Source organism: Sulfurimonas sp. C5 (genome assembly GCF_029872055.1).
GTDB lineage: Bacteria > Campylobacterota > Campylobacteria > Campylobacterales > Sulfurimonadaceae > Sulfurimonas.
In genome coordinates this window covers 369,446-385,799 of record NZ_JARXNQ010000001.1, presented here as the reverse complement: position 1 = coordinate 385,799, position 16,354 = coordinate 369,446, and the positions used below count along the sequence as shown (strand labels likewise).

Annotated in this window: 15 protein-coding genes; 5 read left to right on the top strand and 10 right to left on the bottom strand. The window is 34.3% G+C overall.

The genetic code is table 11. From position 1 onward, the window contains the following. Nucleotides 1-2: 2 nt before the first annotated feature. The 10 genes from P6N22_RS01895 to P6N22_RS01850 all read right to left on the bottom strand — a co-directional run bounded on the left by P6N22_RS01895 (nt 3) and on the right by P6N22_RS01850 (nt 11,049). Complete coding sequence (locus P6N22_RS01895) at nt 3-1,640, bottom strand: AAA family ATPase (RefSeq protein ID WP_280329657.1); 1,638 nt, start codon at nt 1,638-1,640, stop codon at nt 3-5. Beyond that, nucleotides 1,627-2,874 (bottom strand): tRNA (N(6)-L-threonylcarbamoyladenosine(37)-C(2))-methylthiotransferase MtaB, encoded by a 1,248-nt coding sequence (gene mtaB, locus P6N22_RS01890; protein WP_280329655.1) that lies wholly within the window; start codon nt 2,872-2,874, stop codon nt 1,627-1,629. Before mtaB ends, P6N22_RS01895 begins: the two co-directional genes overlap by 14 nt. Beyond that, the gene (locus P6N22_RS01885; protein WP_280329653.1) at nt 2,875-4,485 is read right to left on the bottom strand and encodes a mechanosensitive ion channel domain-containing protein; all 1,611 of its coding nucleotides are present in this window, start codon (nt 4,483-4,485) and stop codon (nt 2,875-2,877) included. It lies immediately after the preceding gene. Next, nucleotides 4,485-5,534 carry a 3-dehydroquinate synthase gene (aroB, locus tag P6N22_RS01880; protein WP_280329651.1) on the bottom strand — a complete coding sequence of 350 codons (1,050 nt, stop codon included), beginning with the start codon at nt 5,532-5,534 and terminating at the stop codon, nt 4,485-4,487. The genes P6N22_RS01885 and aroB overlap by 1 nt, the downstream gene beginning before the upstream one ends. A 74-nt stretch (nt 5,535-5,608) precedes the next feature. Beyond that, the gene (locus P6N22_RS01875; RefSeq protein ID WP_280329649.1) at nt 5,609-7,015 is read right to left on the bottom strand and encodes a TrkA C-terminal domain-containing protein; all 1,407 of its coding nucleotides are present in this window, start codon (nt 7,013-7,015) and stop codon (nt 5,609-5,611) included. A gap of 3 nt (nt 7,016-7,018) precedes the next feature. Then, nucleotides 7,019-7,618, bottom strand: a complete 600-nt coding sequence (locus P6N22_RS01870) for a hypothetical protein (RefSeq protein WP_280329648.1) — start codon at nt 7,616-7,618, stop codon at nt 7,019-7,021. Nucleotide 7,619: 1 nt separating this feature from the next. Beyond that, nucleotides 7,620-8,729: a tRNA (uridine(54)-C5)-methyltransferase TrmA gene (trmA, locus tag P6N22_RS01865; RefSeq protein WP_280329646.1), complete on the bottom strand. Its 1,110-nt coding sequence runs from the start codon at nt 8,727-8,729 to the stop codon at nt 7,620-7,622. A 27-nt stretch (nt 8,730-8,756) separates the two neighbouring features. Next, a complete protein-coding gene (fliP, locus tag P6N22_RS01860) occupies nt 8,757-9,494 on the bottom strand; it encodes a flagellar type III secretion system pore protein FliP (RefSeq protein ID WP_280329644.1) in 738 nt (245 codons plus the stop codon). A gap of 6 nt (nt 9,495-9,500) precedes the next feature. After that, nucleotides 9,501-10,274 carry a flagellar motor protein MotB gene (locus tag P6N22_RS01855; protein ID WP_280329642.1) on the bottom strand — a complete coding sequence of 258 codons (774 nt, stop codon included), beginning with the start codon at nt 10,272-10,274 and terminating at the stop codon, nt 9,501-9,503. A 10-nt stretch (nt 10,275-10,284) separates the two neighbouring features. Further along, the gene (locus P6N22_RS01850; protein WP_280329640.1) at nt 10,285-11,049 is read right to left on the bottom strand and encodes a motility protein A; all 765 of its coding nucleotides are present in this window, start codon (nt 11,047-11,049) and stop codon (nt 10,285-10,287) included. A 100-nt stretch (nt 11,050-11,149) separates the two neighbouring features. On the opposite strand from P6N22_RS01850, the gene glmU reads away from it, so the two are divergent. The 5 genes from glmU to P6N22_RS01825 all read left to right on the top strand — a co-directional run bounded on the left by glmU (nt 11,150) and on the right by P6N22_RS01825 (nt 16,354). Next, a complete protein-coding gene (glmU, locus tag P6N22_RS01845; RefSeq protein ID WP_280329638.1) occupies nt 11,150-12,454 on the top strand; it encodes a bifunctional UDP-N-acetylglucosamine diphosphorylase/glucosamine-1-phosphate N-acetyltransferase GlmU in 1,305 nt (434 codons plus the stop codon). A gap of 67 nt (nt 12,455-12,521) precedes the next feature. Then, nucleotides 12,522-13,796, top strand: a complete 1,275-nt coding sequence (gene coaBC / locus P6N22_RS01840) for a bifunctional phosphopantothenoylcysteine decarboxylase/phosphopantothenate--cysteine ligase CoaBC (protein ID WP_280329636.1) — start codon at nt 12,522-12,524, stop codon at nt 13,794-13,796. A gap of 1 nt (nt 13,797) precedes the next feature. After that, entirely contained in the window at nt 13,798-14,475 is a 678-nt protein-coding gene (locus P6N22_RS01835; RefSeq protein WP_280329635.1) for a di-trans,poly-cis-decaprenylcistransferase, read from the top strand. Next, nucleotides 14,475-15,290 carry an A24 family peptidase gene (locus P6N22_RS01830; protein WP_280330467.1) on the top strand — a complete coding sequence of 272 codons (816 nt, stop codon included), beginning with the start codon at nt 14,475-14,477 and terminating at the stop codon, nt 15,288-15,290. Before P6N22_RS01835 ends, P6N22_RS01830 begins: the two co-directional genes overlap by 1 nt. After that, nucleotides 15,290-16,354 carry an LptF/LptG family permease gene (locus tag P6N22_RS01825; protein WP_280329633.1) on the top strand — a complete coding sequence of 355 codons (1,065 nt, stop codon included), beginning with the start codon at nt 15,290-15,292 and terminating at the stop codon, nt 16,352-16,354. Before P6N22_RS01830 ends, P6N22_RS01825 begins: the two co-directional genes overlap by 1 nt.

The following is a 16,354-nucleotide window of genomic DNA, read 5'->3' as shown; positions in this document are numbered from 1 at the left end:
GCCTATCCTAAATACTTTAGAATTTCTTTTTTAGTGATGCTTTCTTTTTCATACAGAACTGCTTCGAGTTTCTCAATAACATCTAAAGAGGACTCTAATAGTGTTTGTGTCTCTTGATAGAGCTTGTCAAGTACAACTTTTTGTTCCTCTTCTGCTGCTAAGATCGAAGAACTCATACCATACTCTTGACACATTCTTTGTACAATCTCTTTTGCTTCATCAAGATCTTGTTTTGCAGAACTAGAGTGTTGTTGATATTTTAGATCACACGTCACAGCTCCAGCTAAATGCATCTTTACCTGCGCTTCTAAATCTTGTTGTAGAAATGCTTCATTGCTCACAGGTAAAAGCTTTTCGTTTGAGAGCATAAGTTTCTCAAATGGAAGATCAAAATAAGTCGCAACAAATGCTTTTCCAGCTTGGTAAGTCACTAAATAAGATTTTTGTTTATCGTTAAGCATTTGAAGTTTTTTCTTGCCAAACATCACTTTGTCTTTTACCTGATAAAAATGTTCCAATGTTACTTGAAACTCATTTTGACGCAGTGCTAAGAGTGCTGCTTCGTTTACAAGTGCAGCCAAAGCAGCACCATTAAACCCTACAGTCATATCGGCAACTTGTTTTAAATCCACTTCATGTGGTACTTTTGCCAAGTATTTTTCCAAGATAGATGCACGCTCTTTTTTTGTAGGTAATTCCACAAAGATTCTACGATCAAAACGTCCTGCACGAAGCAATGCCGGATCAAGAACACCAATGTTATTTGTAGCTGCAATCACTATTACGCTGCTTGAAGCTTCAAAACCGTCCATTTCTGTAAGGAGTTGATTGAGCGTTGCTTCACGTTCATCATTTCTTTGTCCGTCACGTTTTTTACCGACAGCATCAATTTCATCAATAAATATGATACTCGGTGCATTTTTCTTAGCTGTAGCAAAAAGCTCATGGACACGCTTTGCACCCATACCGACATAGATCTGTACAAATGAAGCACCACTTTGATAATAAAACGGTACACCAGCAGCATTTGCAACCGCTTTTGCAATCATAGTCTTCCCGACTCCCGGAGGTCCTACAAGTAAAACACCGCGTGGCAGACGAGCTCCAAAACTTTTATAACGTTTTGGATTTTTCATAAAGTCTATAATCTCTTCTATTTCAAGTTTAACGTCACTTATTCCGCCGATATCATCAAAACTGACATCTGTTTTTATTGCCTCTATAGGTGCTGAAATTTCAGGTTTAGTCGAGACGTCTCTGCTAATTCCGTTTTTCGTTATTTGTAATCCATCACGTTTTTGCAAAAACCGTAATAATATAGATCCCAATCCTAAGAAAAGTACTAAAAGAAGGATATATACAAGTATGTTTGAGTCACCGCCAACTTCCACTTTATAGTCTGTAAACATCTGCGGTGTTACTTGAGAAGATGCTATTTTAAAATAACCGTTATCTGTTTTTAAATATACATATTCTTCTGTTGCTACAACTTTTTTTACATCTCTGTCATGTAACATTGCACTAGCTTGAGCCAGAGTAATACTGTCTGCATTATCACGCAGAATAGCAAAAAGCACTAAAATAATGATAAAAAAAGCAGAACCGATAAGCGCTATACGATTTTTTTTAGAATTTAGCATAATTAAACTCCTCTTTTATCTCGTAATCATTGAGAGTAATCCAGTTTCCTAATAAATCTTCATCCGAATCAATAATTATTTTGTTAAAATGCTGGTCTAGTCCATGAAAATGACCATCTTTAAAAGATTCTACCAAAACTTCCAATTCCCCAGAAAAGTTTTTTCTAAAATCATAATTTTTCTGCGCAACTAAGGCTTCCAACTCATGAAGTCTCTCTTTTGCTATTTTACCATTTACTTCAGGTTTCATTGTAGCTGAAGGCGTACCGTCACGTTTAGAGTAAGTGAAAGCATGCAAGTGAGTCAAAGGAAGATTACGCGCATTCTCCATTGCTTCTTTCCAAAGCTCTTCACTCTCTCCAGGATGTCCTGTAATAAAATCAGTTCCAATTGCAAAACCTTTGTCTGCTAACATCTCAAACAGTTCCCTGTCTTGCTTGTATACATTACGTCTGTTCATAATTTTCAACATTTTTGGAGATGTATGCTGCAGAGCAATATGAAGATGTTTCTCTAGCCAAGGTTCATCTAAAACCTCTTTGAACTCATCAGTAATCTGAATCGGTTCGACACTTCCTAAACGAATACGGCGAACTCCACGGATCATACTCATACGCTTCATTAGTTTTGCCAGCGATGTTTTTGTATCTTGACCGTATGAGCCGACGTTTGTTCCTGTTAAGATAAACTCACCAAAACCATTAAGTGCTAATTTCGATACCTGTTCAACAATGCGCTCTTCATCCATACTTCTTGCATCACCGCGTACATAAGGGATAATACAGTAAGAACAACGAAAATTACACCCCTCCTGGATCTTGATAAACGCCCTACTTTTACCGATAAATTCACCTACAACCGCATCATCAACATGATTTAAATCACCTTTTTCGTAAAAAGGCTGTTCTTGGTTCAAAAGAAAATCTATCTTTTGTTTTTCACTCTGTCCAAATACTCCGTGAATGCGATTCTCTTTTAAAAGAGACTCCCCTTTTGTATGTGCTCCACATCCGGTAAGGAATAACTTCGCACCGCTGCCGCTTTTTTCTATTTGTGAAATATAAGAACGCACATGAGTATCAGCACCATTTGTTACCGTACAAGAGTTGATTACAATCATATCTGCTTCAGCTTCATTCTCCGTAATCTCATACTCTTTTAAAGCACTCATCATTACTTGAGAATCGTAAAGATTTGTACGGCATCCAAATGTTTTAAAATAAACTTTTTTCATTTACACCAACTCATTTTCTGGCATTGCAGAAGGTTTTGAACTTTTCATATCTACATGAAGTTTTTGTGTTGGGTATGCTATGGTGATGTCATCTTCATCATTAAACGCATCTATAATCTCTGTAGAGATCACACTTCTTAAAGTCAATGTAGCATATGCATTTGTCAAATACCACGCTTCAATATTTAAACCGTTATCTTCGATAAATGAATATATTCTCGGTTCTACATTTGTATTTTTTAAACTATAATGCTGGCGTAATCTGTTTAACTGTTTTCTCGTAATATCCGTATACCCTTTTGAATACTTTTTCGTGATCTCTTTTACTAAATACATCGCTTTTTTATGATTTGAATCAAAAGTAATAGTGATCTTAATTCCATCCCAAACAGTTTTGAGTGAATTGTGCGTATAGTTTGCAATCATCTTAGTAAATACGTAGTTATTTGGTATGAAAATGATACGACCTGCTCTTCTGTTATGGACAACAGATGTTAAAGTAACATCCTCTAAAATTGTAATACGAAGAAGTGAGATATCTAAAACATCTCCTACATACTGCATACCGTCCATATCCACACGAATTCTGTCTCCGACATGGATACTACCACCTATTACGATTACCAACCAGCCTAAGATACTCATAAACCAGTCTTTCATTGCAATGGCGATACCGGCAGATGCAAATCCTAAAATAGTTACTAGATAAGAAGCATTTTCAATATAGTTAAAAAATATAATTAAGATAATGATCGTAAAGTTTGTAAAGGTGATGATCTTGTTTGCCATATAAAAACGTTCATTATCCGTAATATATTTTTTAACAATAAGTTTCAGCGTTAAAAAGATAAAAAATACTACAAGAATAGCTATACCGATTTTAATCAGTCTATAAACCTGTGTTTCAATCCCTTTATTTATATTTACCGCTGCGATATCAAGTCTTTTTTGATACACTTCTAAAGTAGCACTCATTGTATCAAGTGCACGTTCAAAACGCGCAACCTGCAATTGTTGTTCTTTTAACTCTTCTGCATATTTTTCATTATCAAACTCTGCAAGCTTTTTATGAATATCAAGCTCTTTCTTTAAAACGCTTATCAGTTCTGCAAGATTTTTCTTTTTCTTCTTATAATCTTCCAGATTATTATTAAGTGTTTTAATCAGAGACATCCCTGTAAAGATATCAAATGGATTGGTAATTTCAGGGCTCTCTTCTATTTTCGGAGGTGTAATAAGTTCTGAAAACGGCGTATAGTGTTCATCTTTTAGCTGACCGATTTGCGTTGTTAAAATACTCTCTTTTGCAATCAGACCGTTTAACTCATCAATCTCTCTTGCACTTCGTCCATGTTTCGTGAGCCATTGAATTCTTTCTTTAATCTTATCAAGTTCATCTTTAACACGTAAAGCCGCTAAATATGTTGCATAACTTTTAATCCAAACATTTTCATCTGATATTGCTGAACTTATATCTAAAAGCTGATCTTCATACTCTTTTATTTGTTCTTGTACTTGTAAATCATTAGGAATTGAAAGATTTGCATCTTCCACAGCCAATAGCAATGTTTGAAAAAATAAAAGTAAGAAAAACAGCAAACTTTTTTTCATTAATGTTCTCCAAATTGTTCTAGTACTGAAACTACAGTCTCTTTTGGAATATCATCTAACATTTGCACACCGCCGATTGATTCAGGCACGATAAACATAATATTTGCATCTGAACTTTTTTTATCTAAAAAAAATGCTTCATAAAAAGCCTGTACATCTTTGATTGCATAACTTGTCGGTAAATCATATTTATTGAATACCTTTGCAACACGAAAAGCTTCATCTTCACTCATCATTCCCAGCTTAACTGCAAGCTGGTTTGCCATGATGATACCGATAGCTACTGCTTCTCCGTGCAGATACGTTTTATACTTCGTTTCATTTTCGATTACATGACCAAATGTATGTCCATAATTCAATGCTGCACGCAGTCCTCTTTCTTTTTCATCTTGTGCTACAACAGATGCTTTTGTTTCAACTGCTTGTTTAATAGCTTCTTGCAATACTTTTGGATCTTTTAGATCGGCACTCTCAAGATATTCAAAGAACTCTTTGTTGAAAGTTACTGCCATTTTTACGATCTCTGCTACACCTGCACCAAATTCACGATTTGGAAGCGTTGACAGGAAATGAGGATCAATATATACTGCACGAGGCTGATGGAAAGCACCAATAAGATTTTTGCCGTATTTGTTATTCATACCCGTTTTCCCGCCGACACTTGCATCTACCTGAGAAAGAAGTGTTGTAGGAATTTGAATAAAATCGATCCCTCTTTGATAAATACTTGCCGCGTATCCAACCATATCACCAATAACACCACCGCCAAAGGCAATTAACATAGACTTTCTGTTAAAACGATGGTTGAAAAGTGATTCTAAAATCATATCTATGCTTGCTTGATTTTTATATTCTTCCCCATCAGGAACTGTAATGATGTAAAGTTCTTTAGCATCGATTTTTGCAAGTAAGTACGATAGGTGCAATCCTGCAACTTTAGGGTTTGTTACTATCGCTACTTTTGTATCTAAGTTGATCTGTGGTAATTGATCGATTGTTATTGTGTATGAGTTATCTATAACTTGCTTTAAGGGTATATTGACTTCCATTATCTTTCCAAAATAAATTAATTATGGTAGATAATACTTAATTATTACTAAAAAACGAATAAATCTAAAAGATTTTAGAGTTGTACAGGGATAAAAATCTGATGAAATTCATCAAGTTTAAAATAAAGTCTTTCACTGTCAGTTGAAAGTAATGAACTCATTCTGCGTTTTGTCAATTTTGACGTAAACGGAAGGATCTGAATAAAGTTCTCTTTTTGTTTTAAAACTTTAATTGGATTTTCTTTCTCTTTAAACACTTTAATCGATTTTGAAAAGATAGTAGCAAGGTTATTAAAATGTTCAATTACCTGCTCTTTGTCATCTTGATGTTCTTGCAAATAATTGTAAAGTTCAAGATTGAAATTCATCTGTTCCGAGATATCAAAAATAGTAGCAGAGATCTTTTCCAAATCTCTGTTATCTGATAAAATCAGTGATGCATCTTTAAGTGTACTAAAATCACGGTTTGCCAGTTTTAAAACCGGTACATGCGCTTCATAAAGGGCTTTTCTCACATAATAATCAGCAAACATTTCACGCGCAACAATAACCAAACCGACATGATATGATTTAATATCATTTAAGAAATTCTCTTTTAAATTAATGCTCTCGTAATCTATATCTATTGTCACATCAATACTTCTATAATCTTTTATATATTGTATTAATTCAATGTCCGATGGATTAACAATTTTAATTACAAGCTTATGCTTTAATTTCGAATACACATAGATTGAACGGCGAACAAGTTTTTTAATATTTTCCTTGTCAACAATGTTCATATCTATAAATAAAAATACGTTTGAGCCAAAAGGTTCAGGAAACTGACCAAGTTCTTGTTTAATGGCACGATATACAGACTTGAGTACTGCCGGTTCACCAACAAGTAATAATAGGTCATTCGGCTGTATCATTCTACGACGTGAAGGCATAATAAGTTTTCTATTTCTATAAATAGCAACTATACGCCAGTTTTTCTGCTCAATTACACCCATATGACGATAGACGAATGAACTTCCAAAAGGAACGAGTACTTCCATGATTTCACCCTCGCCTATTCCGACATTTTGAGCGATCACAGGTACATTAGGAAGATAATCCAGTAAACGGGAAGCTAAGATCTCATTTGAATTTACTAAAACAACATTAGCATCATGATTAATCATATTCCATTGATTAAGCACAATAACTCGAAGTTGTTTTTTGATCGAACGAATATTTTTAATTGTATTTTCTACATCCGCTTGATTTTCCATAGCAATAACAACTTGGATAAATTCCATTTTAAGTAAATTGGCAAGCTTGTAAAAACTTGTCGGATCGAATTCAAAGAACTTAAATCTTGCAGGATTAACTCCATCATAAGTAACAGGCTTTGTTTGCACAATATAATAAATATTGTCAGTAGTGTAAGTTTCACTTACCCTTTGAATAAAATGCTGTCCAATGATTCCATCACTGATGATAAGTATTTTTTTCATAATTTAATCTCTTTTCAAAGCATTCGAAGCTTTCACCCAGATCTGCTTTTGTGCTTTTTGCCATTGTTTATTTACAAAGTAGCCGCTTATTTGGATCCACTTCCCTATACGCAGTGTAGAGGTAAAAGAGGTTGACTTTTCCCATTTAGCAATCTCTTTCCCATCTATCGATGAATATATTATACTATCTTGATTGAGTCTATATGTAGTCGGAGTAGTATCCTTCTCTTGTTTCTCTCTCATTTTTAGATTTGGAAATTCATTGTCCTTTTTTTCTATGCATTTATCTGTATTTATTTTATTATTCAAACTAATAATCTTTTTTTCTTTTATTTTTACAGTATTTTTATTTTTATTTTTTAAAGAGTTTTCTAGTTTTTTTATTTGGTTTTCCAAATTTTTTATTTTATTTATATATATTTCATTATTTGCTAAATTTTCTTTTTGTGTTTGGAGGCTTGTTTGACATTCTTGAAGTTTTGTTTGAGAGAATTCATAGTCAATGCGCAATTTTTCTATATCTTTAACAATTGATTCAAGCCTTTGCATCTCATCTGCATTAAGAGAAATCAATAAAAAACATATAAAGAAAAAGAACTTCATTTTAAACCTTTTTAACTAATTTCACACCCATTTCCGCATGGTGTGTATATGGAAATTGATCAAATAATGCCATAGATTTAATTTCATGAGTTTGTGTCAATATTTCTAGATCACGTACTAATGTTTCAGGATTACAAGAGATATACACTATATGATCGTATTGGGCAGAGAACTTACATGTAAACTCATCCATTCCCGAACGTGGAGGGTCTACAAATATAGAATCAATATTATAACTTTGCATATCTATATGTTTCATCCTATTGTATTCTCTTGTACCTTTAAGGGCATCAACAAATTCTTCTACACCCATACGGATAAACTCTATATTTTCTACATCATTTAACGCCATATTTGTTTTTGCAGCATTTATAGAGCTTTTAGAGATCTCAGTTGCAAGTACTTTGTCAAACGTATTTGCAAATGGAATGGTAAAGTTCCCTGCACCGCAATAAAGTTCAAGTAAATCACCTTGATGTCCGGCAAACGCATCCATGGCCCAAGTAATCATTTTTTCGTTCACTCTTGGATTAGGCTGAGTAAAAGAGTTTTCTATATAATTAAATTGATATATTTTATCCTGAAGTGTCAAGCTTTCGGTAATATAATCTTGACCTACTACAAGTTTTTGCTTTCTAGCACGTCCAATTATATAAATACCTAACTCATCGGCGATTTGTGCAGCTATTTCCTGCCACTTTTGATCTAATTGTCTATGATATAAAAGGGAAACAACTATCTCGCCGCTGCTAGAACTTAAAAAATCTGCACCAAAAAGTTTAAATCCAAGCTCATAACGTTCTATTGCTTCTAATAACTTAGGCATCAGTTCATTGATATAATCATTTACTTGAGGGCATTCCTCAATAAGTACTACACCTTTGTGTTCAATGTGGTTCATAGCATAGTGCAATTCATCACCAACATGCCATATCTTAAATTCACTGCGTGAACGGTAATTTTTTGTAGGTGAACGAAAGACTTCTATCTCTCCCGTAAAAAAGTTTGAAAATCTTTCTTTATTGATATCTACTTTTTGTTGCAGCTGTCCTTCATAACCGCTGTCATATACTCTACAAGCACCACATTCACCAAAATGTTTACATTCCAATACTAAATCCTATTTATATATACTTACCTACTTTATCGAGGCTATTAAATTTCCAATGAGTAGATTCCAACCGTCAATTAAGACAAATACAAGTATCTTAAATGGCAAAGAGATCATTACAGGCGGAAGCATCATCATACCCATCGACATTAAAATAGATGCAACAACCATATCAATTACCAGAAACGGTAAGAAAATTAAAAAACCTATCTCAAATGCCGTTTTTAGCTCACTGATTACAAAAGCAGGAATTACAACCGATAAAGGTACATCTGCAACTGTTTTTGGGTTTTCCATCTCCCTAATACGTAAAAAAAGTGCCAAATCTTTTTCTCTCGTATTTCTAATCATAAAATTTTTAAAAGGAAGCGTTGTCTTTTCAAAAGCTTCTTCATAACCAATTTTTTCTGCCACGTAAGGCTTAATCCCTTGATCATATGCTTTTTGACCCACAGGCTCCATCACAAAAAAAGTCAGAATCATCGCTAAAAGAACTAATACTTGTGTAGGTGGGACCTGTTGAGTTCCAAGTGCTTGTCTCAAAAAACCGAATACGATAACAAAACGAGTAAATGTCGTCATCACCATAACAAGTGACGGTGCTAAAAAGAGCAGTGTTAAAACAAGTAAAACATTCAGTGATGATACCAGTTGTTGGGGTGTATCAGGAGCTGATAGAGAAAGATTAACCGTCGGAACAGTTACGCTTTCAGCCCCAAACAATATACTAGAAAACACTACAAGCAGTGTAAAAAATTTTATCATTTTTTACTACTTCGCTTTATCAAGTATAGATGTAGCTTTTTTTTGTGAAGCCTCTGTTTTTTTCCCGAAAAAGTGAAGTTCAACTCTTCTATTTTTTTCTCTACCTATTCTTGTAGCATTCGTTGCCACAGGTTGATACTGTGCATATCCAGTCGCATTCATACGTTTTGGATCAACGCCGTCAATTTCAAGTTCTTTAAGTACTGATATCGCTCTTGCAGTTGAAAGTTCCCAGTTGTCTTTAAATGGACTGTTAAGACCTGGTCCGCTGTCATCTGTATGCCCTTGTACACTTACTTCAACATCGTTTGGCATCTCATCAATAAGTAAAGACATTCTTTTTAAAAACAAAAGTGCATCTTGATTGTCTATTGTTGCACTTCCAGCCTTAAATAAAAGTGCCGCCGGCATTTTAATTACAAAACCTTCTTGAGCTTCTTCTAAAGTGATCTCCGGACCTTGTTGTTTTTCCACCATCTCATTTGCATCAGCAACAGCTTGTTGAATTCTATTTACAACTTCACTCGTTTCATCTTTAGTTTCTATAGGCGTAGATTCCTGAATACGTTTTTTAGAGATTTCTGTTTGTGTCCCACCCTCTAAAACACTCATAGCACCGCTAAGTGATCCTATCGCTTCAGAAACTTTTTTGGCATCCATACTTGACATAGAAAGAAGAAGCACAAAAAAACAAAGAAGTAGAGACATAAGGTCTCCAAACGCAGCCAACCATGCCGGCATACATGTTTCGCACTCAGGACACTTTTTCTTTTTTGCCATCAATTATCCATTAATCAAATTGACTTACACGTTCAGCAGGCGCTAAATATGCAAGTAATTTTGCTTCTAAAACTCTCGGTGCATCACCTGCTTGGATAGACATGATACCTTCTAAAATGATTAATTTTACAATCGTTTCATCATCATCTCTAATATTAAGAACATTGGCAATCGGTGCACCAAATATATTACCAATCATAGCACCATACATAGTTGTAAGTAAGGCAACTGCCATAGATGGTCCGATCGCTGAAGGATCCGCCATATTTAAAAGCATCGCAACAAGACCGATTAGAGTACCAATCATACCCATCGCTCCAGCAAGTCCTGCCCATGTTGAGAAAATTGCAGCCTGTGATTTATGACGAGTACTTGTTTGCTCCATTTCAATTTCTAAAAGTTCACGGATTGTATCCGGTTCACTTCCGTCAATTGCCATAGACAAACCTTTTCTCAAAAAGTCATTTTCTTCGTTGTTTACATCGCCTTCTAAAGCCAAAATACCTTCTTTTCTAGCTTTTGTTGCGAATTCAACCAGTTTTTTTATAAGTTCATTTACATCCTCTTCAGTAGGCTTTATTGCCACCATAAAGACTTTTGTAAACTTTTTCATCTGAGCAGGTTTAAATGCAATCATCAATGAACCGATAGAACCACCGATTACGATTAAAACAGAGGGGATATCAATATAAGGGCCGATACCTACACCCATCGCCATAGCCCCGAATAAAAGGGCTAAAATTAACACTAGACCAATGACCGTACCTAAATCCATCACAAACCTTATAAAATTTTATAAACACATTATAATACCACAAGTTAAATTAACTTTTATGGTAAAATTTTGAAATTAAACACAAATAGAAAGAGTTGTAATGGATTTAAACAATATTAGTATCGTTATTTTAGCGGCAGGTAAAGGGAGCCGCATGAAATCAAATAAAGCAAAGGTTTTACACGAAATTTCTGGTAAACCTATGCTATACCATATCATTAAAGCTTCTAAAGAGATTTCAAATGATGTTTCAGTTGTAATCGCGCATCAAAAAGAGGAAGTAAAAAAAGAGATGGTATCTTATTTTGACGATATTATTTTTGTTGAACAAGATGCTCAAAACTTTCCAGGAACAGGCGGAGCTATGAAAAATGTAGCACCAAAGAATGACAAAGTTCTTGTTCTCAATGGAGATATGCCTCTTATCACTGCAAAGTCTTTAGAAGGCTTTCTACAAAACGATGCAGATATTATTATGAGTATTTTTGATCTTGAAGATCCAAACGGTTACGGACGTGTAGTAATTGATCATAATAAAGTACAATATATAGTAGAGCAAAAAGACGCAAACCCTGCAGAACTTAACGTTACTACTGTAAATGCAGGTATTTATGCATTTAAAAAAGAAGTTTTAAATAAATATATCCCTCTGCTTTCAAACGATAATGCACAAGAGGAATATTATCTTACAGACGTCATTGCCATGGCAAAAAAAGACGGATTAACGATTGCACCGTTACTTGTTGATGAAGAACATTTTAAAGGGGTTAACTCTAAAAAGGACCTTGCTGATTCTGAAGTTATTATGCAAGAACGCATTAAAACGAAATGGATGGAAGCAGGTGTCAGCATGCAACTTCCTGAAACTATTTATATAGAAAATGAAGTTGTATTTGAGGGTGAATGTAGAGTTGAAAACGGTGTTAGAATCACAGGCAATTCGCAAATTATCAATTCAGAAATTAAAGCACACTCGGTAATTGAAGATAGTATAGTAAAAAATTCAGACGTAGGTCCATTAGCACATCTCCGCCCTGCTTCATCAATAGAAGATACACATATCGGTAACTTTGTAGAGGTAAAAAAAGCAACGCTAAAAGGTGTAAAAGCTGGACATTTAAGCTACCTTGGAGATGCCGAAATTGATGAAGGTACAAATATCGGTGCAGGAACAATCACTTGTAACTACGATGGAATAAATAAATACAAAACAAAAATTGGTAAAAATGTCTTTGTTGGAAGTGATTCCCAGCTTGTGGCTCCTGTTACAATTGCCGATGATGTAATGATTGCAGCCGGAACGACAGTAACAAGTGGTGAAGTTGATAGTGGAAACCTTGTAATCAGCCGAACAAAGATGAAACTCATAAAAAATTTTTATTACAAATTCTTTAAGAAAAAATAGCTTGGAAGTAACTCTAAGTATTTTAGGGTAAAATACACACTATAAAGACTATAGTAAAAGATATACAATGAATATTTCACCGAATTTACTTGAAAATAAAAAAATCATTTTAGCTGTTACTGGTTCTATTTCAGTATATAAAGCACTCGAACTTGCACGTTTGTATGTTAAAGCAGGTGCAGAAGTTCGTGTAGTGATGAGTGAAGCTGCAAAAAAATTTGTCACACCACTAACTTTTGAAACTTTAACATCAAACAAAGTCCTCGATGATACGAATGAGGACTGGACAAACGATCACAACCATATAAAACTGGCTCAGTGGGCAGATATTATGGTAATTGCTCCTGCTACGGCAAATACCATTGCAAAACTTGCCAACGCAATAGCTGATAATATTTTGCTTCAAGTAGCTCTTGCATTTCCGGATATGAAAATATTAGCCCCTGCGGCCAATACAAATATGATCCAGCATCCAATATCTCAAGCAAATCTTAAAATGCTGGGAATTGCAAACTATACAATTTTAAATACGCAAACAAAAGAACTGGCATGTAAAACAACAGGTGATGGTGCACTTGCCGAACCGTTAGATATTTTTTATGCAACTGCCAGAGAACTTCTTAAAGAAGATTTTTGGGCAGATAGAATGGTAATGGTTACAGGTGGTGGAACAATTGAGAAGATTGATGATGTCCGTTATATTTCTAATTTTTCAAGCGGAAAAATGGCGGCAGCAGTAGCAACGTCTCTTTATTTAAGAGGTGCTGATGTCAACCTTATCTCAACAAATCTACCTTCGGATCTACCGCAGGATATGCATAAACTTCATGTAGAAGACAGTGCTGAGATGCTGGAATATTTAGTTGATTCTATCCGAATTGCTAAAAAAGGGAAAGTTTCCAAAGCAACACTAATGCGTGATGAACATATTCATCTAATCCAAAAAACACCTTATCTCTTTATGGCGGCAGCAGTGAGTGATTATGTACCTGCATTTGTACAAAGCGGTAAACTAAAAAAAGAGATGCTTGGCGACGAATGGTCAATTGAGATGAAAAAGAATGTCGACATATTAAGTTCGATTGATAAAGATGGTATCAAAGTTATAGGCTTTAAAGCAGAAATGGATGAACAAAATGCAAAAACGAATGCAACAAATATGCTAAATTCTAAAAGCATTGATGCAGTTTGTTTAAATATTCTCAAAAATTCTTCAAGCTTCGGTACCGATACAAATGAAATAGAATTCATCATACAGAATAAATCTGTAATGATTCCAAAAGATTCAAAACTAAATGTTGCTTTTGAAATTTTGAACAATGCAAAAGAGTTAGAAAACTAATATGAATAAACTCGGTCATGTAGCAATTATAATGGATGGAAATGGACGCTGGGCAGAACTGCATAATAAAAAGCGCTCTGATGGACATGAAGCCGGTGCTAAAATTGTTCGCGGAATTACAGAGTTTTGTGCTGCTCATGAAGAAATCGAACGTTTAACGCTTTATGCATTTTCTACAGAAAACTGGAAACGTCCACGTCTAGAAGTTGAATTTTTAATGAAACTGCTTGACAAGTATATTAAACAAGAACTAGATACCTATCTCAAAAACAATATTCGTTTTGAACCTATCGGTGATCTTCGAGCTTTTTCCAAACAACTTCAAGCAACGCTCTTAATGGCACAAGAAAAAACAGCTCACTGTGACGGTTTAGTGCAATCTTTAGCTTTAAATTACGGTAGTCAAGATGAAGTATTACGAGCGTTTAATTCTCTTAAACATCAAGAGGGCGAAATTACAAAAGAGATGCTGGATAATGCACTTGATTGTAAATCTGATGTGGATCTTCTCATCCGTACAGGTGGCGATCACAGACTCTCAAATTTTCTACTCTGGCAAGCTGCTTATGCGGAACTCTTTTTTACTGATACTCTCTGGCCAGATTTTAGTACGAAAGAGTTTGAAAAAATTATAAAGAAATTTAAAAAAGTTGAAAGAAGGTTTGGTGGATTAAAATGATGGAATTACTTTTAGCAGCACTCTTTGGTATTTTATTTGGCTCGTTTTTAAATGTCGTTATTTTACGTATACCTGAAGGGGAAAGTGTTATTTTTATACCTTCTCATTGTACATCATGTAATACACCGCTAAAACCGTGGCATAATATTCCTCTTTTGTCTTGGATATTTTTAGGTGGGAAATGTGCATATTGTAAAGCTAAAATTTCTATGCAATATCCTATAATAGAGCTAAGTTCAGGAATTATTTTTTTTCTGGTTGCTTCGAAATACGGAGTTAATATTCCTGCTTTTTTTATCGCTATGAGTTTTTTAATGCTTTTAGCACTTTCCATGATTGACTTTAAATACAAAATGGTTCCAGATTCACTCAATCTCCTAGCCATTATTTTTGCTGTTGCAGGGGCTTCTTCACCGCAAATATTTTTAACACATGCTCAAAATGCACTTTTGTTTGCAGGTGGATTTACACTACTTCGTTTTGCACTTTCTTATTATCTTACATCATCGGTATATCGTGCTGGACTCAAAACAAAAACATCATGGAATAAATATTTTGATCGTACACCTATGATAGAAGCAATGGGGGAAGGTGATATTATGGTAGCGGCTACTATGGGAGCATTGCTTGGTATTAAATTGGGCCTTTTCGCAATCTTTTTATCGGCAATTTTAGCACTTCCTGTCATGCTTTTACTATTAAAGAGACCAGCAGAAGAGCAACGTGTACCTTTTGTACCATTTTTGGCACTGGCGACAATTATTACTTTTGTCTATGACTCACAATTTTTAGCTTTTCTTGAGGCAAACTTTTAATGGATAAATTAAGACGTTATATACTTTCTAATCTTTCTTCAGTATTTTTATCGATGTTTTTACCACTGTTTGTAATTGCATCTATGATCTTTTCAATTAAACTGGCGACGTATACCGCAATTATTAAACTTTCGCTTTTAGACATGATTAAACTCTATATGTTTGTGTTGCCTGATATCTTGTTTTACACACTTCCTATATCTTTTTTTGTAGCGGCAGTACTCTCGATATTCAAACTCTCTAACGATAATGAAATAGTCGTAATTTTTGCCCTTGGAATCAAACCATCTTTTTTGGTTAAAATATTATTTATTCCAGCATTTTTACTAACAACCTTACTTTTTATAGACTACCTTGTACTCTATCCACACACAAATAACCTTTCTGATAATTTTATTGATAAAAAAAAGAATGAAGCAAAATTCAATCTCTCTGCTAGCGAATTTGGAAACAACTTCGGTCCTTGGTTATTGTATATTGGTAAAGAAGATAAAAAGAATAGAAGATATGAAGATGTCTTGTTATTTAATAAAGAGAATAATGAAGAGATCCTCATCTCTGCAAAGCATGCAAATGTAATTAATGAGGATGGTGCACTACAACTTGAACTAAAAACCGGTCAAGGATATAGTTATTCAGAAAAAAAATTTACCCAAATAAATTTTGATGAAATGACTATTTATAATAGTTTACAATCATACCAACGAGCATACAAAACTCCTCTTGAATATTGGCTACCAAAAAATATAGACAGTATGACGTATGCGGAAAAATGGTTAGAAAACCAAACCCGTAAAACACGAGAAAGACTTATAATTACTAATACATTATTGAGCCTTTTTCCGGTACTTTCAATCTTTTTAGTAGTAGCTATAGGAGTTGTCCATGCTAGACATCAAAAATCTAAGATTTACCTCTATATCTTTTTGAGTATTATTCTATATTATGCAACTTCTATGTCCTTACATCGTGTTCTTGGTTTTCATGCAATTTACCTTGTAACTACTTTGTGGCTTTTAGGAACATATTATATTTATAGACAAACTATTACTAAAAGATTTTAA